At 48.5% G+C, this 23,470-nt stretch carries 18 protein-coding genes, 1 tRNA gene and 1 riboswitch; of the genes, 7 read left to right on the plus strand and 12 right to left on the minus strand.

Annotated features, from left to right (window positions below):
* Positions 1–101: 101 nt before the first annotated feature.
* Positions 102–1,349: an MFS transporter gene (locus WDY75_RS27390; RefSeq protein WP_063478505.1), complete on the minus strand. Its 1,248-nt coding sequence runs from the start codon at positions 1,347–1,349 to the stop codon at positions 102–104.
* A 356-nt stretch (positions 1,350–1,705) separates the two neighbouring features.
* Here WDY75_RS27390 and WDY75_RS27395 point away from each other — a divergent pair, with 356 nt between their 5' ends.
* Positions 1,706–2,224, plus strand: coding sequence for a sigma-70 family RNA polymerase sigma factor (locus WDY75_RS27395; protein ID WP_006208035.1), 519 nt, complete (start codon positions 1,706–1,708; stop codon positions 2,222–2,224).
* Positions 2,221–3,069 carry a hypothetical protein gene (locus WDY75_RS27400; RefSeq protein ID WP_006208034.1) on the plus strand — a complete coding sequence of 283 codons (849 nt, stop codon included), beginning with the start codon at positions 2,221–2,223 and terminating at the stop codon, positions 3,067–3,069. The genes WDY75_RS27395 and WDY75_RS27400 overlap by 4 nt, the downstream gene beginning before the upstream one ends.
* 351 nt (positions 3,070–3,420) lie before the next feature.
* On the opposite strand, the gene WDY75_RS27405 is transcribed toward WDY75_RS27400, so the two are convergent.
* The 3 genes from WDY75_RS27405 to WDY75_RS27415 all read right to left on the minus strand — a co-directional run bounded on the left by WDY75_RS27405 (position 3,421) and on the right by WDY75_RS27415 (position 8,763).
* Positions 3,421–4,482, minus strand: coding sequence for an NAD(P)-dependent alcohol dehydrogenase (locus WDY75_RS27405; protein WP_006208032.1), 1,062 nt, complete (start codon positions 4,480–4,482; stop codon positions 3,421–3,423).
* Between the two features lie 39 nt (positions 4,483–4,521).
* Entirely contained in the window at positions 4,522–6,198 is a 1,677-nt protein-coding gene (locus WDY75_RS27410; RefSeq protein WP_063478504.1) for a glycoside hydrolase family 13 protein, read from the minus strand.
* 312 nt (positions 6,199–6,510) lie between these two features.
* Positions 6,511–8,763: an excinuclease ABC subunit UvrA gene (locus WDY75_RS27415; RefSeq protein WP_063478503.1), complete on the minus strand. Its 2,253-nt coding sequence runs from the start codon at positions 8,761–8,763 to the stop codon at positions 6,511–6,513.
* 291 nt (positions 8,764–9,054) lie between these two features.
* Here WDY75_RS27415 and WDY75_RS27420 point away from each other — a divergent pair, with 291 nt between their 5' ends.
* Together WDY75_RS27420 and WDY75_RS27425 are read left to right on the plus strand one after the other, a co-directional pair.
* Positions 9,055–9,630 carry a 5' nucleotidase, NT5C type gene (locus WDY75_RS27420; RefSeq protein ID WP_006208029.1) on the plus strand — a complete coding sequence of 192 codons (576 nt, stop codon included), beginning with the start codon at positions 9,055–9,057 and terminating at the stop codon, positions 9,628–9,630.
* Positions 9,627–9,857: a hypothetical protein gene (locus WDY75_RS27425; RefSeq protein ID WP_006208028.1), complete on the plus strand. Its 231-nt coding sequence runs from the start codon at positions 9,627–9,629 to the stop codon at positions 9,855–9,857. Before WDY75_RS27420 ends, WDY75_RS27425 begins: the two co-directional genes overlap by 4 nt.
* Positions 9,858–9,903: 46 nt before the next feature.
* Here the strand turns inward: WDY75_RS27425 and WDY75_RS27430 are convergent, their stop codons facing one another.
* From WDY75_RS27430 to WDY75_RS27445, 4 genes are all read right to left on the minus strand, one after another.
* A complete protein-coding gene (locus WDY75_RS27430) occupies positions 9,904–10,059 on the minus strand; it encodes a hypothetical protein (protein WP_006208027.1) in 156 nt (51 codons plus the stop codon).
* A gap of 109 nt (positions 10,060–10,168) precedes the next feature.
* Positions 10,169–10,444: a phage holin family protein gene (locus WDY75_RS27435; protein ID WP_006208025.1), complete on the minus strand. Its 276-nt coding sequence runs from the start codon at positions 10,442–10,444 to the stop codon at positions 10,169–10,171.
* A gap of 256 nt (positions 10,445–10,700) precedes the next feature.
* Positions 10,701–12,506, minus strand: a complete 1,806-nt coding sequence (locus WDY75_RS27440; protein ID WP_006208024.1) for an ABC transporter ATP-binding protein — start codon at positions 12,504–12,506, stop codon at positions 10,701–10,703.
* Entirely contained in the window at positions 12,503–14,248 is a 1,746-nt protein-coding gene (locus WDY75_RS27445) for an ABC transporter ATP-binding protein (protein ID WP_036644115.1), read from the minus strand. Before WDY75_RS27445 ends, WDY75_RS27440 begins: the two co-directional genes overlap by 4 nt.
* Positions 14,249–14,594: 346 nt before the next feature.
* Between WDY75_RS27445 and WDY75_RS27450 the strand changes: the two genes are divergently transcribed.
* Positions 14,595–14,927 carry a hypothetical protein gene (locus tag WDY75_RS27450; protein WP_006208022.1) on the plus strand — a complete coding sequence of 111 codons (333 nt, stop codon included), beginning with the start codon at positions 14,595–14,597 and terminating at the stop codon, positions 14,925–14,927.
* A 256-nt stretch (positions 14,928–15,183) separates the two neighbouring features.
* On the opposite strand, the gene WDY75_RS27455 is transcribed toward WDY75_RS27450, so the two are convergent.
* The 3 genes from WDY75_RS27455 to WDY75_RS27465 all read right to left on the minus strand — a co-directional run bounded on the left by WDY75_RS27455 (position 15,184) and on the right by WDY75_RS27465 (position 16,647).
* The gene (locus WDY75_RS27455) at positions 15,184–15,915 is read right to left on the minus strand and encodes an N-acetylmuramoyl-L-alanine amidase (protein WP_063478502.1); all 732 of its coding nucleotides are present in this window, start codon (positions 15,913–15,915) and stop codon (positions 15,184–15,186) included.
* A gap of 247 nt (positions 15,916–16,162) precedes the next feature.
* Positions 16,163–16,234 (minus strand) — tRNA-Thr (locus tag WDY75_RS27460).
* A gap of 107 nt (positions 16,235–16,341) precedes the next feature.
* Complete coding sequence (locus tag WDY75_RS27465; RefSeq protein ID WP_006208019.1) at positions 16,342–16,647, minus strand: MTH1187 family thiamine-binding protein; 306 nt, start codon at positions 16,645–16,647, stop codon at positions 16,342–16,344.
* Between the two features lie 357 nt (positions 16,648–17,004).
* Positions 17,005–17,238: riboswitch (cobalamin riboswitch) on the plus strand.
* A gap of 188 nt (positions 17,239–17,426) precedes the next feature.
* Here WDY75_RS27465 and WDY75_RS27470 point away from each other — a divergent pair.
* Both WDY75_RS27470 and WDY75_RS27475 read left to right on the plus strand, forming a co-directional pair.
* Entirely contained in the window at positions 17,427–19,760 is a 2,334-nt protein-coding gene (locus tag WDY75_RS27470; RefSeq protein ID WP_006208018.1) for a ribonucleoside-diphosphate reductase subunit alpha, read from the plus strand.
* A gap of 811 nt (positions 19,761–20,571) precedes the next feature.
* Positions 20,572–21,603 carry a ribonucleotide-diphosphate reductase subunit beta gene (locus WDY75_RS27475; protein ID WP_006208017.1) on the plus strand — a complete coding sequence of 344 codons (1,032 nt, stop codon included), beginning with the start codon at positions 20,572–20,574 and terminating at the stop codon, positions 21,601–21,603.
* A 328-nt stretch (positions 21,604–21,931) separates the two neighbouring features.
* Here the strand turns inward: WDY75_RS27475 and WDY75_RS27480 are convergent, their stop codons facing one another.
* Positions 21,932–23,071, minus strand: coding sequence for an MFS transporter (locus tag WDY75_RS27480; RefSeq protein WP_231887992.1), 1,140 nt, complete (start codon positions 23,069–23,071; stop codon positions 21,932–21,934).
* Between the last annotated feature and the right edge of the window lie 399 nt (positions 23,072–23,470).

A 23,470-nucleotide genomic window follows, 5' to 3' on the forward strand; every position in this document is an offset into this window, starting at 1 on the left:
GGAGGCTCTCCCGCAGCATCCAACGGGAGAGCCTCCTATTTCAATGACCAGATTGTTCAAGGATGCAAAAAAAGACGAGTTTTAAGCTCGTCTTTTTTCCATTAATTCAGAGATGAATCTGTGCGGAGCCCCTCACCTATTTCCGGTAATCTCGAACGTATCCGCAAGGCATAACAGCCCGAAATGAACATAATCGCAGCTGCAATGATATACGTAGCCCGCACACCGAATTGGTCGGTAATGAAGCCGAACAACAGTGTGGACACGCCGAATACCAGCGATATCAGAGCACTTTGAGCCGCATACACTTTGGGCAGCAATCGAACGGACACACTTCGCTGCAGGGTGGTTTGTAGCGAAACAGCCTTCAATTGTTCGAACATACCAAAGCCGGCCGAGAACACGAGTGCCAACCAGGGCAACGAGGTAAGTCCGAAGCCGAACGTCATGAAGCTGATGCCAAAGGAAGAGATAATTACAAACTGACGGATGTTGCGGTCAATCACCTCCGCAGCTCTCATTCCAAACAGTCCGCCAAGCATGAGCCCGAGGAAGAAGCTTGCATTGATGTAACCCCACCACGCCTCTTCCCTATGCAGCACCTCCGCTACATATACATAGATGATAGCCGCAATCCAGATCACACCCGCAATCGTCTCCAGCACAAAAATCACATGGATCGCCCGGAGTGAGGGCTCCCTCCAAATAAGTATCCACCCTTCTTGGATCGAACTCCAATGCGATACTCCGGATTTTTCCTTCTGCCCTTGGGGTGTTTCATGCTGATCCTCGATCAGCCTCATGAAAATAGCGGCGGCTGCAGCCAGAACAAAGGTAACCCATATCACATTGCTGCCCCCAAGGGCTGCCACCAGCAGTCCTCCTACGGCCCATCCGCCCAGTTGAATCATCTGATCGACAAGCGCTATGAAGCTGTTCGCTTTCGTTAACTCGCTGGTATCCACGAGACGCGGCAGCATGGCATGGCTTGCAGGCGCAGCCCAGCCATCAAGCAATGAGATGAGGAATACGAATCCGAGAATGGCGTAGACCGTCATCTCCTGCTCACCCAGCGCATAGTCGGTCATGATCAATAGAAATAACATGGCCGTTTTTCCAATTTGAGACGAAGCAAGCAGCGACTTGAGATTGTATTTATCCATTAAAATGGGCGCAAAGCTCCCGCTTATAAACCGTGCCATCGTTGTGGCAAAAGGAATCAACGCCATAAACATGGCAGATCCTGTTATCCCATGAACGATAGCCATCAAACCGACAATATAAAATAAATCGCCGCTGTTGGCGAGTGCCTGACCCACCCAGAGATAACGAAAAGATTTCCTCTTCATCTTTCTACCCCAATTCTGTATTTAGTTGTGTTGGTTAGGGTAGAAAAACCTACATACTCTGGCCTCCAGACATTTTATATGCTTAATATAGTAACATCATTAAAGACTCCTGTTAAGGTAATGGCTTATTTTTCAGACCCTCCCTTTCCCTGCCGGTATCAGCTTTTGATGACCCTGATTTTACTGGTACATCTCCCCATTCGCCTATTTTTTGTCCCAAGCTAAAACTATTTGCCCGGCTCCAAGGTCTAATGATCAGTCAAGCGCACTCAAGTACTTGAGATGATCCAAGCCAGCCAATGAATAGATCAAACGAATTCGTGCAATGACATTAATACTAGTGCTAGTAGTTAGGGGTGAGTGAACTGAGAGCGAAAGAATCGCAGCAAAAACAGTTCAGCGAAAATATTGAGAAATGCAGAAACAAGTTATATCGGGTGGCCTATTGCTATGTCAAAAACGAGCAAGAGGCGCTGGATATCGTATCGGAGGCGACCTATAAGGGGTACCTCGCATATGAGCGGATGAATACGCCGCAGTACTTTGATTCCTGGATGACCCGAATTGTCATTAACGCTGCCATCGACCATCTCGGTCGTAAAAAACGGGTTACCTATATGGAAGACCACGCTCAAGACTATGCAGCTGCCGAGCATGCCGTGCCACTGGAAGAAAAACTGGATTTATATGATGCGCTGGACAGACTGATGCCAGAAGAAAAAACCTATATCATTCTGAAATTTTTTGAGGATCTGCGCTTTCGAGAAATGGCGGATGTGCTGTCATTATCCGAGAACACCGTCAAGACCAAGTTCTACCGCACTATCGGTAAATTAAAAACGTATCTAATCGAGGGAGAGGTCGATCGTCTATGACAGGAAAAGAACGCTATGAACACATTGAAATCCCAGCCCAGCTTGCCAGCGTTATGGAATCGGCTCAGAGAAAAGCAGCCGCACGTAAAAGATCCATGCGAATGATGAGGTACTCTTCCGTTGTTGCAGCAGCCGTTGCCCTGCTCTTCGTGATAAATATTCCGACGGTGGCTAATGCCCTATCCAAAGTACCCGTAGTGGGCAGCATCGTTCAGGTGCTCCAATTCGGAGGCGGAGGCGAAGTCACAGACGGTGTTACCGTGGGAACGGAAGCTTCCGAGGATGTGTTCAAGATTCATTTTGACCAGGAGGGCCAGTCCGTTTCCAGCGTACCTGCCTACACTGTGGATCACCGTGATGCGCCAAACCGTCTGATCTTTACGTTCAACGGGGTTCGAAACTTTGATTACGAAACCATCAAAAAAGATATGCTGGCGCTCCCGCTCGTGAAGGATGTCTATGAAAACGTCATTTTGGATGATTCGGCCATGCGATTTGTTGTTGAACTGAAGGATGGCGTGAAACATACCGTTTCCGAATATAAAGATCCTGGGTATATCGAGCTGAAGCTCACTTCTACCGGCGAGCCGGTAACACCGCAAGAGGTCTTCTACATTCGCAGTGAAGAGATGCCGCAAGGGGAATCCCTCGCTATCCTTGAAGAGATTTATATTGAAGACGATGTGACTTTCATCAAGACCGCCAGCAGCAACTTCATTGCGGTCATTGGCGGATTTGATACCCGTGAAGAAGCCGAGCAGAAGCTCAGCGAAATCTCGGCTCGTGAGAGCTACAGCGATGATCTCCGCATCGACAGCTGGATGAGCAATGAACGCCCGGACTAATCCGGATTATCAAAAAAGCACCGCTCCGACAAATGTTGGAGCGGTGCTTTTTATAGGATTCGACTTCGCTCTTTAGCGTTATGAGAGTGTCAGACCCGGAAGCGACTCTCCGGCTGCAGGGGTAGAGCTTCCACACGCGCGGTGTTCGGATATTTGATTCCCGCTCCGGTGTTCAGCACCACCACGGTACACCGCTCCAAATCATATTTGCCAGCCTCCCGTTCATGTCGTCTATTTATTATTTCAGGATATTCCGACTTTTTAACTATTTACAACAGTTTATTATGCATACAAAAAAGCAGGGCTCCTTCCCGGAGCCCTGCTCATTCTTTCGAAAAATTCAGCTGAATATTATGCGGTTGGATGAGGATAGATCATGACTTTTACACTGGTATCCTTCTGCGTTCTGGCTAGCTCGACGGCCTCCTCAATCTGATCTAGCGAAAACCGATGGGTGATGATGTCCCGTATGCGGCTGTCCTTGTTCTGCAGCATCTGAATGGCGGCCGGATAAGTGTTCGCGTAGCGGAACACCCCGAATACATCCAGCTCGGCATCAACCAAAGCGCCAATGTCCAACGGAATGGCATCGCGTGTCGGCAGGCCTACAAATACAATCCGTCCCCCGCGATTCACGTAACCGATCGAATCCGAGATGGCACCGGCATTACCGGATGTTTCAATGATAAGATCAATCCCTTGGCCGCCCGTAAGTTCGTACAAGCGGTCGGTAACGTCCTCCTCCAGTGGATTGATCACGCCGGAAGCTCCCATCTGAAGGGCCAGATTACGACGGTATTCAACGACGTCGCTGCCATATACCTGAGAGGCCCCGGACATTTTGGCGGCTTCGATAGCCAGCAAGCCGATCGGTCCCAGCCCGAGCACAAACACTCGATCCTCCGGGCGGATACGCCCGCGGCGGACGGCATGGAGGCCTACGGACAGCGGCTCAAGCAAAGCGCCCTCTTCAAAGGACATCTCATCCGGCAGACGGAACAGAAAATCGCTGCGAACCGCCACGTATTCTGCCCAAGCCCCATCCACCGGAGGCGTGGCCATAAATACAACATCCGGACACAGGTTGTAGCGCCCGCTCTTACAATAGGAGCAGCGCCCGCATGTGACACCCGGCTCTACGGCCACACGGTCGCCGACGGCCACGTTTGTCACCTTTTCTCCTGTTTTTACAACAACTCCTGCAAGCTCATGTCCCAGAATCAACGGTTCTTTGACCTCATACCTGCCTATTCGTCCGTGCTCATAGTAATGCACATCCGAACCGCAAATGCCAATGCAATAAACCTGAATCAAGGCCTCATCCGGCTTCGGCTCCGGAATAGGGACCTGCTTCACCCCAATGGATAAAGGGCGATCAAGAACCGCTGCAGACATCATGTTAAGTTGTGACAAACTGCATTCACCTCTAATCTCAAGAAATCGCTTTCTTACTTAGTTTACACGATAAACTATCGCTTCATAAGGCTTTAGAGTGAATTGATTCAAACTTCGGTCAGAACGATCATAATTCGAGAGTACAACTTCCGGAAGAAGGTCACGCCATTCCGCTGGAAACTGAAAATCTGTCGTTCTGCCATAAAAGTTCAGCACGATCAGATAGCTTTCCTTCCCTAAGGTTCTGGAATAAGCGAATATTTCCGGATGCTCCTGAAGTAAAGCCTGATATTTACCGTAGATCAGCACTTCACTGGATTTGCGCAGACGAATCAATGCTTTATAGTAATTCAAAATGGAATCAGGATCCGTTAGCTGCTGCTCCACATTGATCTCGTGATAATTCGGATTGGAGCGGATCCAGGGCACAACGGTTGAGAAGCCGCCATAGAGCGTGTCATCCCACTGCATCGGCGTCCTTGCATTGTCCCGAGCCCGGTAAGCTATTCTGCGCATCGTCTCGGATACGTCCTTCCCGTCAAGAAGCCGCTCTCGATAATAATTGTAAATCTCGACATCCCTGTAATCACTCAGCTCGGCAAACTCCACATTCGTCATCCCGATTTCCTGCCCCTGGTAAATAAACGGCGTTCCCTGCATTAGCATAAAAAAGGTCGCCAGCATCTTGGACGATTCCTTGTGATAATGAACCGGATCGCCAAAGCGGGATACCGAGCGCGGTTGATCATGGTTTTCCAAATACAGGGCATTCCAGCCTACGCCCTCCAGACTGGTCTGCCATTTGTTCATGATGCGCTTCCATTCAGCCAAATCCCAGGTTGCATAATCCCAACGTCCTTCAGGACCAAAATCCAGATTGACGTGCTCAAACTGAAAAATCATGTTCAATGCTCCGCTCGTTTCCCCGATCCAGCGATCTGCTTCAGTTATCGGTATCCCGCTTGCTTCGCCAACCGTCATGATATCGTAGTCTGCAAAAGCTTCCCGTTTAAATTGCTGGAGAAACTCATGGATTCCCTCAATATTCCGGTGACCCGGGTTGGAGTCCACGTAACGGAGATTGTTCGAGTTTGGCATATCCGGTAATCCCGGAAGCTTCTTAATATGGGTAATCGCATCCACCCGAAAACCATCGATCCCTTTATCCAGCCACCAACGGATCATGCGAACCAGGTCATGCCTGACCATTGGATTCTCCATGTTTAAATCGGGCTGCTTTTTGGAATAGAGGTGGAGGTAATACTGCTCCGTATGTGCGTCATACTCCCAAGCGGAACCTGTAAACACCGACTCCCAGTTGTTTGGCTCCGCCCCGTTCCTGGCATCCCGCCAGATATAATAATCACGCTTCGGATTGCCACGGGAGGAACGGGACTCTATAAACCACGGATGCTCATCCGAGGTATGGTTGATGACAAGATCCATAATAATACGCATGCCCCGCTTATGGATTTCTGTCATCAGCAGATCAAAGTCGGCCATCGACCCGAACTCCGTCATAATGTCCTGATAATCGCTGATATCATAACCGTTGTCGTCGTTAGAGGATCGATAGATGGGACAGATCCAGATGATATCAATCCCTAGATCCTTCAAGTAATCCAGACGAGACATAACCCCTTGCAAATCTCCGATGCCATCTCCGTTTGAATCCATGAAACTGCGCGGATAAATTTCATAGGCAACGGCTTCCTTCCACCATACTTTATGCATTGTTGTATCCCCCGTTTAAATAAAGCTCATAGCGCTAATTCTATTTGGATAAGCTGCTTCGTGGACCCATAATCATGACCTGCCTGCGCGCATCTGGAAAAGACTAGCCCACCTGCCTTTTCCTGCAGGCTGATGCAACATACAGTATTGCCTTATAGGGTATCTTATAAGCCTAAGAACCATAGAATGGCTGGACCACGGGGAAACGGGGTCCAGCCATTCTATGGTTTACACTGCGGCTTCCTCCAAGTCCCTATTAGGGACTTGCACCGCTATAACAACGCGCCACTTCCTTGACGCGACTTCGTCCAGTTATCCCTTCACATACTTTCCCGTCAAGGAATGTTCCGCTGTAATCAGCTCAGCAGGGGTTCCCTCAAACACCACCCGGCCTCCTCCGCTGCCGCCCTCCGGTCCAAGATCAATGATCCAATCCGCCTGGCGGATTACATCCAGATTATGTTCAATGACGATCACCGAGCTGCCGTTATCTACCAGTCGGTTCATCATATCAAGCAAATGTCTGACATCTGACATATGCAGCCCGGTTGTCGGCTCGTCCATAACATAGATCTTCCCCTGCTTGTGCAGCTCGCTGGCCAACTTGATGCGCTGGCATTCGCCACCGGACAGGGTGCTCAGCGGCTGTCCCAGCGTCAGGTAATGCAGGCCCACATCGTTCAGAGTCGCCAGACGCTGCCTGATCTCTTTTTTCTCGAAAAAATCGAGCGCCTGCAGCACCGTCATGTCCAGCACGTCCGTAATCATTTTTCCATGGAGTTTATACTCCAGCACGTCATCCTTAAAGCGCCTGCCGTCACAGGTGTCGCACAGAGTCTTGATGCCTTCCATAAATGCCAGGTCGGTGTAAATGAAACCGAGTCCGTGGCAGTCGGGGCATGCCCCTTTTGAATTGAAGCTGAACAAGGACGGACTCTGATGGTTAGCCTTGGCAAACAGCCTTCGGATGTCATCCATAATACCCGTGTAGGTGGCAGGATTGGAACGAATCGAAGTGCTGACGGCAGACTGGTCGATAACAACAGCCTCAGGATGCTGGGACAGGAAGGCATGGTGAATCAGTGAACTTTTGCCGGATCCCGCTACCCCCGTTACCACTGTCAATACGCCTTCCGGAATATCCACGGTTACATTTTTCAAGTTATGCTGATTGGCATCGGTAATCCGCATCTGCCCGGTGGGCATCCGGAACTGTTCTTTCATCGGCATGCAGCGTCTCATATATTGCCCGGTTAACGTTGCCCCCTGACTATGCAGCTGCTCAACCGTACCCTCGAAGACAATTTCCCCTCCCCCGGTACCCGCATTCGGTCCCACGTCCACCACATGGTCGGCAATCCCAATCACATCACGGTCATGTTCCACCACCAGCACCGTATTGCCCTTGTCACGAAGTTTCATCAACATCCCGTTCAGACGGTGCACATCCCTTGGATGCAGACCGACACTCGGCTCATCAAAAATATACATCATATCCGTCAAACTGCTGCCCAGATGCCTGACCATCTTCACCCGCTGCGATTCTCCTCCGGACAGCGTGGTGGTCTCCCTGCTCAGCGTAAGATAGTCAAGTCCCATATCCACCAGGTGCTGCAGACGCTCCGATAAGCTTGCCACCATACCGGCGGCTACCGGGGCCGTAATCCCCATAATGACCTTTCTCAACTCTCCGATCTCCATGGCTGCACACTCGGCTATGTTATACCCATTAATTCTGCAGCTCAATGCTGCTTGGCTCAGCCGTGTTCCTTGGCATAACGGACATGTGCCGTGCGCAATAAAGTTCTTCACGTGATTCAAGGTTCTTTCGGACAACTCGCTGCTGTCGCGCTCGATATAGAGCCGATTGAATTTCAGCACAAGACCTTCAAAGTCAGACTCCACCGGTCCTCCCTTGGACGGAAACCTCACCTTACCCTCCTTGCCGTACAGGAGAAGATTCCACTCCGCTTCGGAATAGTCGGCCAGCTTCTTGTCATTATCAAAAAAACCGGACAGCGTGTAATTCTTCAAATACCAGCTATCCACCGAAAAAATGGGAAACCGCACCGCCCCCTCATTCAAGGATTTGGTCGTATCCAGCAGTTTATTGAGATCCAGTTCCACCTTCTTGCCAATTCCCTGACATTCCGGGCACATGCCCTGCGGGTCGTTAAAAGAAAAAACATTGGAGTACCCCACAAACGGCTGCCCCACCCTGGAAAACAACAGACGGAGTATGGCATACAGATCGGTAATCGTCCCCAGCGTTGAACGCGAATTGCCACCCAGATGCTTCTGGTCAATGACAATGGCCGTAGACAAGTTCTCGATTGCATCAACATCAGGCTGGCTATGCCGCGGGAGACGATTGCGGACAAAAGCGGTAAAGGTCTCATTGAGCAGTCTCTGAGCCTCTGAACTGATGGTATCAAACACGATCGAAGATTTGCCTGAACCGGATACCCCGGTAAACACCGTAATCTTCCGTTTTGGGATTTGCAGCGAAACATTCTTCAGATTATTCTCCCGGGCTCCACGAATCCGGATATATTCTTGCGGCATGGCGTTTCCTCCCACATCCCTGTAATACGCTAATTATAGAAGGGGAATTATGACATGTACTGTCATAATGGATGAAAGAGTTTATGATTTATCGCGATATTCCCTGGGCAAGGAAATAACAGGAAGGTTGCAGGCTATATTAATGCTATACTTAAATAGTAATGTGTCAGGATTATATAAATCCTATATTGTTCCATTTCTGATTTCGATTTGCCAATTCTGAGCTTGTCCATTACAATTACGGAAAATCATTGATTCCAGATTTCATGATTACAGGAGAGTAGTAATGATATGAGCAAAAAAATAGTAGCCATTGATATGGATGATACGATCTGCCATCTGATACCCAAGGCCATTCAGTATCACAATCTGCAGTACAAAAATCCTCAGCTTACGCTGGATCAGATTACCGATTACAACCTGAACGAGATTTGGCATCCTGAATGCTCGGAAGAATTCTTCTTCGGAAAACCGGGTTTATATGAAGAACTTGAACTTTTTGATGAATATACGATTGACGAAGTCCACAGAATGACACATGATTATGACGTCATTGTTGTAACCGCAGCCCGCCCCTCCTCGGTGCCGGAGAAGTGGAGATGGCTGCAAATGCACATGCCTTTTATTCCATTCGAGAATTTTTTCGTAGCCAAACGCAAGGATTTGGTGGAGTTCGACCTGCTTATTGATGATGGACCCCATAATGCGATTGCCGCGAGAAAAGCCGGAAAACAAACGATTCTGATTCCGCGTCCCTGGAACGCCCGCATTCAGCATGAATTTATTCTGAAGGATTCCTGGAAGGGAATGCATGAATTAGTAGACCAAATTTTATCAGATTCTAACCATCAAGGGGATATGAAATGAATACAGACCGCAATAGCCGGTACCTATCACAGGACGTCCACTTTTTTGCTGCCGCCTTATCGGAAACACTGGTTTCCGTATGGGAGGAAGATCCCGCAAGCGTTTACGTGGAGATTGAACGAGGGTATATTGAATGCTACACACCGGATGTCGTCCGCATCCGCAATGAAGAAACAGGATATCTCACTCACTACAGCCGTGACACCGCTATGTTTCAGCGGATGTAATACGATAAGAGCCGCCTCCCGGGAGGCGGCTCTTTTATGGCCCAGTTTATCTTTTCGCTGACAGGACAAGAAACAGGGTGGCGAGCGGCCCCAGCAGCAAAGACAGCAGGAACCAGTTTAATCCCGTTCTGTTTTTTCCTTGGGCCAGCCCGGCATTGATTAATGCCAGTGTCCCCCATCCGACATAAAATTCGTTATTCATGGTATTCCCTCCGTCACCGTGTTCTGTTTATCCTGATTATTACGCACGGCAGCATAGATCGTTGCAGCAAATGGAAAGGACAGGGTATGCTCCCTGCCCAAGCGAGCCCTTACTTCTTCCTTGTCGCAATGGCCTCCGCCGTCTGTTTAACGGCCTGATGTCCGAATACGGCAAATGCTCCTGCGAGTATACCCTGAATGATATTTTCTACGCTCCAGCCAATCAGGCCGGCAGTAAACAGGATGGAGACCACAATAACTACGTATACAATGCTCCAGTTCGGAACCTTAGGCGTTTGCTTCAGCACATATCCGATCACCCAGCAGGCAGCAACAACCATGAACAGCCGCGGGTCAATCAATTGAAAAATGACACTCCATTCCATCGTAAACCCACCTTCCCTATTGATCTCCTACATCCTATTCCATCAGTCTATCGACCGGCTTGTATTTATATCCTTATTCTTGTGAGCAAAATAATAGAATCAGGGGATGGCGATTAACGGCAGCGTTACACACGGCCCATCATGTTGCATACTCCCAAGACATACAAAAATGGCAGCTCCCGACGGACGGAAGCTGCCATAATCGATGCTTGCTCAATTCAAAAGTCCCCAATTCCAAATCTGCATTCCTGTGCGGTTATATCTTGCTTACCTCGACTTCATCTCCTGCCGCGGCTTCCACCTCGACAGCGGATTGTTCACCTTGCCATAACAGCTGCATCTCTTCGCTTGTGGCAAGCAGATCCGCCAGGCTGCCTTCAGCCTCGATCCTGCCATCCTTCATGACGATGATATGATCTGCCTTCGAGAGAGCCGCCCTGCGGTGCGATACCGCAATACAAGTAACGTCACGCTCCTTGAACAGTCCATCCCACACCAGCTGCTCCGTCTCCACATCGAGCGCACTGGACAGATCATCAAAGATAAACAGATCCGCACCCGTCATCAGCATACGCGCCGTAGCCGCGCGCTGAATCTGTCCGCCGGACAGCATGACGCCCCTCGGGCCGACAAACGTCTCCAGTCCCTTATCCAGGTTCTCGATGTCCTTCTCCATGACGGCAAGACGAATGGCCCGTTCGAGAGATTCCTCTGCCCGATCCTTTTTCCCCTGCACAATATTCTCTCTTAGAGGATCGCTGAACAGTCGTGGAACCTGTGGTGTATACGCTGCGCGAGGCGGCATGAGGAAGGTGGCCGGATCGACCTCTTCTCCGTTCCAGCGGATCGAGCCCTCCTCTTTTGGCAGCAATCCGAGCAATGTCCGAACCAGTGTCGATTTGCCAGCCCCGATTCGTCCGGTGACCACCAGAAATTTGCCGCGCTCCAGACGGAGATTAATATCCGATATTCCATTCTCCGAATTCGGATAATGATAGGATAGGTTCCTGACTTCAAGCTCTTTCAGCTTCTCCCCCGGTTCTCTGGTGATGACAGGCAGTTCCGGCGGATCTTCGTTCAGGTACGTTTCCCGAGCCTCAATAATCTGATCTTCCTCACCCGGGCGAAACAGTGACCGCATCCGGTCAAAGGAAACCTTAAGCCGCTTGTGCTGGAACACCATATAACCGAACAATGAAATACTGAAGCCGATATTCGCCAGATATGTCGTAAACAACGCAAAATCTCCGACGGTAAAATGTCCGGCCTGCATTTCAGCAGCGCACATCAACAGAATCAGACCCGTGCAGATGCTTAATACATGCTGGTTCAGGGATCTCATCCACTGTTTAAACAGATTATCCTTCAGCGCTGCCTGACGGCGGTCTTCATTCAGCTTCGTGAAGCGCTCATGAACATGATCTTCGGCCTGTCCCAGCTTCAAAGCTTGAACGGCACCAAAGGTTTCTGCGATGAAACTCGTAATCCGCCCCGTCGCTTCACGGTTCTTCAGCCCGTAGCGGCGGGCCCGGTTACCGGAGAGGTTGTTCAGCAGTGTCACCACCACGAGTGGCAGGACGGCTACCAGCATGATCTTCCAGTTGATGCTTGCCATGACTGCAACGGAGACAATCGCGAACACGAGTCGTCCCCAGAAGTCCACCCACGACTCCGCATACTCTACAACCTCATCCACGTCATCGCGGAAGCGGCTCATCGCCTCCCCCGGCGATGCCGGCAGATTTCGTCCCGGCCAGCGCATGATGCCTGCCAGCATATTGGTTCGCAGAATAGCCTGAATGTGATAGATATACGTTACCCAGGCGTAGAACGCGGCGAAGAATGTGCCTACGCGGGAGAACCTGACAACCGCAATGAAGATGAGCGGCATGGCAAGCCACACGTAATCCGTAGAGTTCGCCGTTGCCCGATCAAAGAACCACTGCATGCCAAGCCCAATTAACAAAGGCAGTGAATGAAAGATACACCATAGAATTCCGTTCACGATAAATAAAGATGGCCGGTAGCGAAACAAACGCCCGATAAATCCGGTAATCGTCATGCAAGCTCCTCCTCTCTGCCCGTAATCAGCAGTCTGGCATAATGTGAAGCCGGATCTTGTGCAAGTTCTTCCCTTGAGCCGAATTCCAGAATCCTTCCGTCACCCAGCACCATAATTTTATCCACCTGCTCCAGCGTGGCCAGCCGATGCGCAATAATGATGCCCGTACAACGGCTCATCAGCTGATCCACAGCTACCTGCAGCATTGTTTCCGTTGCGGCATCCAGGCGTGAAGAGGGTTCATCCAGAATCACTAGGCTCGGCTGCGTCAGGAATACCCGGGTTAAAGCGAACAGCTGTGCTTCCCCGGCAGACAGCGAGGATCCGCCTGTTGTCAGATGCGTTTCCAGGCCCTCCGGCTGCGCATCGATCCACTGACGAAGTCCAAGACGCTCCGTCGTTTCCAGAATGAACGCGTCGGATACACCCTTATCAAACAACGTCAGGTTGTCGCGCAGCGACCCATCAAACAGCTGCACGTCCTGCGTTACCATACCGACCCGGCGGTACAGCGCAGGCAGCTTCAGCTTCGTAATATCGGTACCTCCCACGCGGATTACCCCGCTGTCGATGTTGTACAGGCGCAGCAGAATTCGGCTTAGGCTTGACTTCCCGCTTCCGGTGCGCCCGATAATACCAAGACGTTCACCCGGCTTAACGGTAAAATTAATGTCTTGCAGCACCGGTTTATCTTCGTTGTAGCTGAAGTTAACTCCCTCAAACTCCAATCCGAGCGCACCCTCGGGAAGCTCTTCTTGCTCTCCGTCCACAATCTCGCTCTTGTTGGACAGGAGTTCCCTGGAGCGGAGCATGCCGGATTTTGCCTTTTGAAACTCTTGCACCTGATCGCCCAGCATCTCAATCGGGTCGTTCAGCATCTGTGTATATTGATAGATCAGGAACAGGGTTCCCAGCGTAATCTCGCCAATCAGATAATAACGGACCCCCAGTAACAGCACAGCGGTAACGGCAAGTGCAAACAGAACAACCGTGGTATTCCAGGGAATGACCCGCAGCATCCAGGCTTTTCTCCCTTTCAGGAATACACTGCGCATCAAGCGGTGAAACCGATTCATTACGTACGGTACATTGCCGTTCGCCTGAACGTCCTCAATGCCTGCGATACGCTCTTCAATCAAGCCGAACAGCGAAGCACTGGCTTCCCGTTCGCTTTTGGATGAATTAACGCCCATGTTCCGGATGAACACCATAAACAGAATCGACAGCAGCGTGAAGACCGACATGACGATGGCGATAGGCAGACTCACCGTGAACATGAACCCCAATATCCCGGCCAACAGCACAAAACTGCCGATGACCTGCACGATAAACATCGCAAAAAAATTCGAGATGCTGGTAACATCACCATCGACTCGCTCAATCATTTCGCCTGGCGTCTTGACGTTATGAAACCGCATATCCAGACGCAGGCAATGCTTCAAAAGATCGCCACGCAGCCGGTTCGTTGCACGCCACGAAATATCGTTACCCAGATAACTGACAGCCACCGTAATCAGCTGGTTAATGACAGCCACAACCAGGAATAATCCCGCCAGCTGAATCAGGCTGGCCAGAACACCGCCACCAGCTGCCGTATCGATAAACCGTTTAATAATCTGCGGATTCAGCAGCTGCAAGCCTGTCGACGTCAACAGCATAATAAGCAGAAGCAGCAGTCGTCCTTTGACCGGCTTCAAATATCGCAGCAGCCACGACATAGAAACCTTTTCTTTTTTGGGCACAGTGCCCACCCCCATATGCAAGCAAGTATGTACAAACCTCCATCACCCAAAAAAACAAGGCATGTTGGCAGTAAATCATTACCAGTCTACATGAAAACCACAGCCATTCCTAGGTAAAGAATAATTATAATGGGATGTGCGTTTATTCAGGAATGCATGATACATAAATGTCGCAGCCACGCGAAATTTCCCGGTTGGACATGACTATGAAGAAAGCTCATTTATTTTTTTATTCCTATATAAATCTTCCAAGTCAAGACCCGCTTCAAAAAAAATCGAATCCCATAATTCAGCATACTCGTATATGTATAATAGAGTGACGTGCAACTTTTTGGAGGTGGGCATAATGAATACTGGGATCAGTGGATTAGACGGACTGGATGAAGAGAAGCTATTGGAAATTCGAGAAAATGCCTCAAAGCTCTCAGATATGAAACAAGAGGTGCCCGTGGAAGAACTGTTCTCGGAATCATTTATTCAACGGCATACCAAGTTTTCTTCCATAGATCACTTGCTGAAAGCTGCTGGTTACGAGGGAAGCACGGATGAAGATTTTGACATATTCATACAAGGAAGTACGATTAACCCGTTTATCGTTGAACATACCCCATTTCGAAGCTGGAAGGATTTTCAGGAATTAGCCGTATCCGCCTATATCACGAAATGGCTGGGATTCTAAATAATGTTGGCAGAATATCAGGTCCACACTAAGGTCTAGTTGAGGATCGAAAGAGCAGAGGATCGAAAGAGCAGAAGACCAAAGAAGCCCCTCTAACCGAAGTTAGAGGGGCTTCTGATATATTTTTTAAGGGGTGCTTTTATTATATGCTGCGAATCTTAATGGGAGATTAAATTTTAATTAAGGGGAACTAAAATGTGGCTGGACGATTGGCTCATGGGTTATGGGTTATGGGTTATGGGTTATGGGTTATGGGTTATGTCTCCTTTGTTATCGTTGCTGTCTTTGTTTTATTGTCCCATCCCACGGTTGCACCCAGTGCCTCGGCAGTCGCCCGAAGCGGTACATAGGTCACCCCGTTAATCAGCTTGCCATCCTGAATTGGTTTGCCGTTTACAATAACATTCACCTTATCACTCACCTCACCAGCCGCCTCCTTCTTTTGCAACCCGAGATATTTTGCAATGCCGGCAACATGACCATCGATGAGGGCACCCACGACATCCTCTCTCTTAAGCTTGGCTGCATCCGCGGCAACATCAACAAACAAATTTTCTGTCAGTACCGCAGGCATGTTCGATTCACGGACCATGTGCAGGTTCTTTGCCTTCTGCCCCCTGTCGATTACGTTAAAAGGCTTTAAGGCCGTCATGATCTCGGTATGAAGCACATTTTGCAAAGAGGCTGTTGCAGCCGACGTATGCGTATACTTATAGGATTCGAAGCCACCGGCTCCACCTCCGGCATTACAGTGGACGGAAACCAGGATATCTGCCCCAGCCTTGTTGGCCGCCTCGGTCCGCTCCATTAGCGTAGGAAAGACATCCGCAGATCTGGAGAGCAGCACCTGCACGCCATTGTACTCGGCCTCCAGCCGTTTTTTTACGCTCAGGGACACCGCTAGCACGATGTCCTTTTCCAACAGACCATGAGCAGTCGCTCCGGTATCTTTTCCACCGTGGCCTGGATCAATAAATACCTTCTTCATCTCCCTTCACCTCATCTTTCCGAGCCGCAGCCCGTTTCATCTTTTCGACAGCGAAGGCCACGAACAAACTCGAATAATATGAATCGCTTACTATGTAATATATGATATAAAATGCCGAATGATAGGGCGCTCTCTCCTTAACAAGAACAGCCCCCGGATCACCCAGGGGCACAAAAAGCACGCCTTGCGGCGCCATTTTTATATCATTCCAGCCAGAAATCAGGATATGATCTCCTTGCAATGAACATGCTGGTGAAGGGAATTGAACCCCCGACCTACGCATTACGAGTGCGTTGCTCTACCCCTGAGCTACACCAGCATATGTGGTTCGAAAACAAGCCTCCACGAACAGCAAAATTATTATAATACTTTAGCAGCAAAATACAAGTCCCAGCCTAGCCGGAACATCCCTTGCAATAAGCAAGATTATCCGCCTAATTTTTCCTGCACCGATTGAATCTTTTGCTTGCTGGAGGAGACTTGATCCCTGCGGTCATCAATCTTGACCGAAGTCGATACGCGCTGGGCTCCAGATAGAAATGGCGCCTCATGCAGAGCTTCAATCGCTCGCCAGATCATATTCAGCTCGCCCTCTATGATGGTGCTCATCGAAGTCAGCTCATATGTAATCCCGTCCTGTTGTTTCAATATACGCTGCATCTCGGCCACATAAGAGCTTAAGCTCGTTGTTGCTGTTCCAATCGGAATCACCGTCACTTCCGCTATAGCCAATACCAAAACCTCCCTCGCAACATCTCATATAAAGAACTCTTCAATCTCCAGACACAGATATCATATCAATTCTGATCACTCATATCAAAGCCCCTAACTCGCTATTCGCAATAAAAAATAGTCTGCTCTTTCCACCACAGATCCAGTACGCAACTATCGTATTTTGTCAAAACGATAATATACGTGGTATGTGTGCAGAAAAGGTCGCATTCGGTCACAATCCAGGAAATGTTATGGCCTTTTGACAGTTTCTTAGCTGGCACAATGACCGCTCGTTTGCTATAATTCTTTTTGCGTTCAATTTTAAGAACATGGTTTACAAACACAATATATTGGGTTAAATTAGATAAACAACAACCAAATATAGTGTGTATAGGTGCCGGAACAACCTATAAGGCGGTCCGGCTTAATAGGGAAGCATGGTGTAAATCCATCACGGTCCCGCCACTGTAAGGGCTCTCGGCTATTTATCCTATCTAGGCCGAACCAAATCATGGAATATTCTTCTGGAGGACCTCATCAAGGTCTTGGGGAAGGCTCCGATTTGTCAAAGTCCGAGTCAGGAGACCTGCCTGTACGCAGCCAACACCAACCTACGGGACATTAGGTAAGTGTTCGTTAAACTTGCGTCTGTACATAACATCATGCCCCTTCAAGGGCTTATGTCAAACGTCATTCACGAATCACAGCGCACGGACATTTTCAAGCCTGCGGGTTTTAGAAAATGTTTTTTTGATGTCCTTTTTCATATTTCCCCCTAAGAAAGCGAGGAATTATTCATGCCCCAGCTCGTAGTTAAACCGAACAACCGTCAGCTCGCCTTTGATGAAATACGCCTCTCTGTCTATGCCGACCGCAATCTGAAAGGATTGGACATGCTTGATAAAGAGCGCCTGCTTCGCGGCGTAAATGCTAAACTGCGCGGTGAGCAAGTCACCGGCGAAGAAATCAGCAGCGCCTTCACGATGTCCGCGCTTGAGCTTGTGACAAAAGAAGAGCCGAATTGGAAGTTTGCAGCTGCGCGTTCGTTTCTGACCTCTTTATATAAAAAAGCGGCCACCAACCGCCGATACAAAGCCTACCCGGAAGAGCCTTACGGTGCCTTCTACCCGCTCATCACAGAGCTTGTACAGAAGGGCATCTATCGCGAGGATCTTCTGACCAGCTACACCAAGGAGCAAATCGAAGAGCTCGGCGAATGCATCGATCCAAGCCGCGATCTGCTGTTTGATTACATTGGTCTTTTGACACTGGCTGAGCGTTATTTGGCAACCGACTTTGACGGTCGTGTCATGGAACTTCCGCAAGAACGCTACATGGTAATCGCAATGTTCCTCATGCACAACGAGCCAGCCGACAAACGTATTGACCTTGTAAAAGAAGCCTACTGGGCGATGAGCAACCTGTACATGACAGCTGCCACACCGACCATGTCCAATGCAGGCAAAAAAGTAGCAGGCCAGCTCTCCAGCTGCTTCATTGATACCGTTGACGACTCTCTGGAAGGCATCTTCGATTCCAACACCGATATTGCCCGTCTCAGCAAAATGGGCGGCGGCATTGGCGTGTACCTCGGTAAAGTCCGTGCACGCGGCTCGGATATCCGCGGTCACAAGAACACCAGCTCCGGCGTTATCCCTTGGATTCGCCAATTGAACAACACCGCCGTGAGCGTTGACCAATTGGGAACTCGTAAAGGAGCCATCGCGGTTTATCTGGATGTGTTCCACAAAGATATTCTGTCCTTCCTGGATCTGAAGCTGAACAACGGTGACGAGCGTATGAGAGCCCATGACGTGTTCCATGGCATCTGTCTGCCTGACCTGTTTATGGAGGCTGTAGAGGCCCGTGAGGAGTGGAGCCTGTTCTGTCCGCATGAAGTGAAGAAGATCATGGGCTGGAAAGACGAGAACGGCCGTCCGCTTGGCCTGGAAGACTTCTATGATCAAGCTCAAGGCGATGGCGAGTTCCGTCAAAAATATGCAGAAGCCGTGGCAAACCCGCAGCTGCCGCGTATTACGGTACAAGCGATCGACATTATGAAACGCGTGATGAAATCCCAGCTTGAAACGGGTACACCGTACATGTTCTACCGCGACACGGTAAACCGTGCGAACCCGAACTCTGCACATGGCATGATTTACTCATCCAACCTGTGCACCGAGATCATGCAGAACCAATCTCCAACCGTTGTCGAGCAAGAAGAGTTGGTAACAAAGGATGGTCAAACCCGGATCGTTATTTCCAAAATCCCTGGCGATTTCGTTGTCTGCAACCTGAATTCCATCCACTTGGCTCGCGCTGTACCGGCCGGTGTGCTGGAGCGTCTCGTTCCTATCCAGGTTCGTATGCTGGATAACGTTATCGACATCAACAATATTGAAGTTCTGCAAGCCCAATATACCAACAGCCAATACCGTGCGGTCGGTCTTGGAACCTTCGGTCTGCATCACTTGCTGGCTCTGGAAGGTATCCGCTGGGAGTCCGACGAAGCCGTTGCCTATAATGACAACCTGTATGAACACATCAATTACCTGCTCGTGAAATCCAGCATGGAGCTGGCCAAGGAAAAAGGCCACTATCCGAAATTCAAAGGCTCCGATTGGGAGAGCGGCGAGTACTTCACGTTCCGCGGTTACACCGACGGCGAGCATGAAGGCAAATTCGTAACCACCGAACAGTGGCGTGAGCTGCAACAGGAAGTACAAGCCAATGGTGTCCGTAACGCATGGCTGTTTGCCATCGCACCGAACGGCTCCACATCGATTATCGCCGGTTCCACAGCGAGCATCGATCCATTGTACGAACTTCTGTCTTATGAAGAAAAAACCACCTACAAAGTGGCTAACCCGGCTCCGGATCTGTCTGAAAAAACAATCTGGTACTACAAGACCGCTTTCCTGATCGACCAGCATTGGTCCATCAAAATGGCGGCTGCGCGTCAACGTCACGTTGACCAGGCGCAAAGCTTTAACCTGTATGTTCGCCCTGATATCCGGGCTTCGGAATTCCTGGAGCTGCACCTGCATGCATGGAAAGCCGGCATCAAGTCCACGTATTATGTGCGCAGCCGTGCGTTGACGATTGAAGAGTGTGAGTCGTGCGCAAGCTAAGAGTTTAATGTAAACTATTTCGAACCCGCCCAAACCCTCCCTTCCAAGGGAGGGCCCCAAGGGCTCTGCCCTCTGGACACCCGCAAGGTGTGCAGGGAATGAATGAGGCGCTTCTATGTTACTTTGGTGGCTAGGAGCGCTTTCTCCCTTCGGGAACGCTGGAATGTAGTGCGGGGACTATGGCGTTACTCGTGCGTTTATTGAGTTACTTCCTGCGTGGACCGCTCTCCCTTTGGGAGTCGCTTCTCATCTTGTGCAGGGACTAAGGCTGCTTCGTGCGTTTATTGAGTTACTTCCTGCGTGGACCGCTCTCCCTTTGGGAGTCGCTTCTCATGTTGTGCATGGAATAAGAGCTGCTTCGTGCGTTTATTGAGTTACTTCCTGCGTGGACCGCTCTCCCTTTGGGAGTCGCTTCTCATGTTGTGCAGAGAGTAAGAGCTGCTTCGTGCGTTTATTGAGTTACTTCCTGCTGGGATCGCTCTCCCTTTGGGAGTCGCTTCTCATGTTGTGCATGGCATAAGAGCTGCTTCGTGCGTTTATTGAGTTACTTCCTGCTGGGATCGCTCTCCCTTTGGGAGTCGCTTCTCATGCGGGTGCTACAAGCATCGAACGGCTGTAAGCGGGATTGAATATACTTTCTAATACAAGACTACAAGGGTAAGGGTATCCAAGCGGAAGAGTTTACGTCCGCCTTTGAGAGCCCTTTGATACCATTAAATACATTCAAGCAAAGGGCGGACTACAGCGGCTGGAGAGTGGATACCCGTCCCTCAACCCGCCCTACTATGATATGCAAGGAGAGAGAATTGGCATGCAAATGCAAAAGATATTTAACACCGAAGCACCCAACCGCTCCACCCGTGTAATTGAAGGTGAGTGCTCCGGGATCTTGAACTGGAACGACATTCGGATGCCTCATATGTATAAACTATACAAGGTGCTGCTGCTGAACCACTGGATCGCGGACGAAATCCCGATGTCCAAGGATGCGCAGCAGTTCCCTACACTGGACTCAGAGGAACAGCGTACCTTTAAAATCAACATCTCCCTGCTGGCTGTGCTGGATTCCATGCAGACGATGTTTGTCAGCGATGTGAAGCGTTATTTTACCGACTCGTCACTCGAAGCCATCTCGGCCATCATCGGTCAGCAAGAGGTCGTTCACAATCAATCCTATTCCTACGTGCTCTCTTCCATCGTTTCGGATCAAGAGCAGAAGGAAATCTTCGAATACTGGAAGCATGATCCGGTTCTGCTGGAGCGCAATCAGTTCATTTCAGATATTTATCAGAACTTCCGCGATAATCCGTCGCCGCAAACCTTCTTTGAAGCGATGGTGGCCGACCTGATCCTGGAAGGTATCTTCTTCTATAGCACGTTTGCCTTCTTCTACAACCTGGCTCGCGACCAGAAGATGATGGCAACCAGCCAGATGATCTCTTACATTCAGCGTGACGAGAACCAGCACTGCTACTTCTTCGCCGAAGTATTCAAACAGCTGCTCAAGGATTTCCCAGAGCTGAACTCCCAAGAGAACATCGACTACCTGTACCGCACCATCGACCGTGCTGTTGAGCTCGAGACCAACTGGGCACACTACACGCTCAGCAATGTACGCGGCATCGATCTGAACGAGTTGGGCGACTACATCAAATACATCGCAAACCGTCGTATTACGATGATGGGTCTGGAAAAAGCTTACCAAGGCGTAGACGTCAACTGCATGCCATGGATCAAGCCTTTCTCGGATGAAGCTCTGAACGCAACCAAAACCGATTTCTTCGAAGCCAAATCCCGTAACTACGGCAAGGTTGGCGACGACAACGGTTTTGACGATCTGTAACAGAGTCTTCAAAGTCCTTGGGACACCCGCAAGCTTTGCAATGAGTTTATAAAGCGCTTCTAGGCTAATATAGCACTAGGAGCGCTTTTTCTCTTTGGGAATGCTGGAAGATTGACGTAGGGACGATGAAGCCATTGTGTACTGATATTGAGTCTCTGCCTTTAGGCAGGTCCCCAAAAAACGAACAAACCTCGGAGTCATTGTCTCCGAAAGTATGATGTGATTTTCTAAGGGGGGAATCGCTTTCTCGCTTAATAAAGAAATTCGCTCACTCAAATAATATTCAATTTATGGATATTTTCTAAATTCCATTAGAAAACTTTATATTCTAATGGGTTGTATTAATCTGTTTTGCCGCTCCGACAACAATGTGTTTTTTCACATAGAATATAAAGAATATTCCTAGGCCAACTTCTAACACACTGGTCAGTATAGGTACAGATCGAATTCCAAAATAGTATATAAAGACTCCAGTTAGAAACGCCCCCACTTGTATAGAAGCTAAACTACAAGTGTTCCAAAGGCCAAACAATCTGCCTCGTAAATGAGCAGGCACGTCAGTTTGCATTATTTGTCGTTCAAAAGGTACGATAAATGCACCTACAAAAGCGAATAACATTAAACTAATCGCACCTTGATAGAGCTGCTCTGTAAAACCAAAGAGCGTCCAGGTCAGCCCCATCAATATATATACATAACCATATTTATAAGGGTTCTTAAACAAGAACTTGTTATTAGCTAACCAGTAGCCTACCAATACTGAGATAATACCTTCAGATATATAGAGTAAACTGATACCATAATGCTTTGTTTCATAGACATTGGATACAAATTGCTCTAACATCAAATTGAATGATCCAATGATTATTCCCCCTGATAGAGCTGCAAGTAGGACAAGTTTTACAAATTTTTGTTCTTTTATTACTTGTATTCCTACAACAAACTCCTTTTTGATGTTCTTGGAACTCACCATTTTCCTATTGTTTTTCAGGGTAATTCTACTACTTATAATTGCTGAAACAAAAAATGAAAGCGAGGTAACCATCCAAGCAATATCCAGATCTAAGAAGGAAATTAAGGTTCCACCAGCTGCAGCGCCTAGTAATCTAATAGAACTTGTTATTGTGAAATTAAAGGAGTTAGCTACAATTAAATCATCCTCTTCAATTAAATCAGGTATGATCGTTTGACGTGCAATAGTTGCTAAAGAGTTTAGAAGTCCACCTACGAACCTTAATAAACAGAATAAAATCCAAGCATACATACCACCTAGTAACGGAACAACGATATATCCTAGAAATAAAATTCCCCGAAATACTTCTGAAAAAACAATCACCTTCTTCGGATTAAATCGATCGACTAAGAAACCAACTAAAAAACTAAACATTAAAGGCGCAAGTCCACTTACAGCCCATAACATCCCTAGTTGAATTCCATTGTCTGTAATTTGATTAAGTAATACAAGCATCGCTATGAAGGAACCCCATGAGGTTAAACCTGTTAGAATGTTCGTATACGTTAAATATTTGTAACTGGGATATTTCCTCCAAATTAATGAAATCTGGTTCGTTTTTTTCAATTTAATCCCCATCCCCTCTCTTTAAGTAGGATTCGAATTCTTGCCAATCTATTTTATTAAGTATCTTAAGGCATTCTAAAGTCATTAACTCTCACAAATTATCATTTCGCCTCCTTCATTTTATGTGGAAATTTTAACAATATATTAAGAAAATGTATATTGAGAAATTATTCTCTGTTGATAGGTCTTATAAAATTCTTAACTTAAATATTGGAATAATATTAAAAAAAATATAAATACATTACGTCTGCCTGAATCCTTGATCCAATGATATTAAAATTGAAAAAA

The organism is Paenibacillus glucanolyticus, assembly GCF_037333485.1.
GTDB lineage: Bacteria > Bacillota > Bacilli > Paenibacillales > Paenibacillaceae > Paenibacillus_AQ > Paenibacillus_AQ glucanolyticus.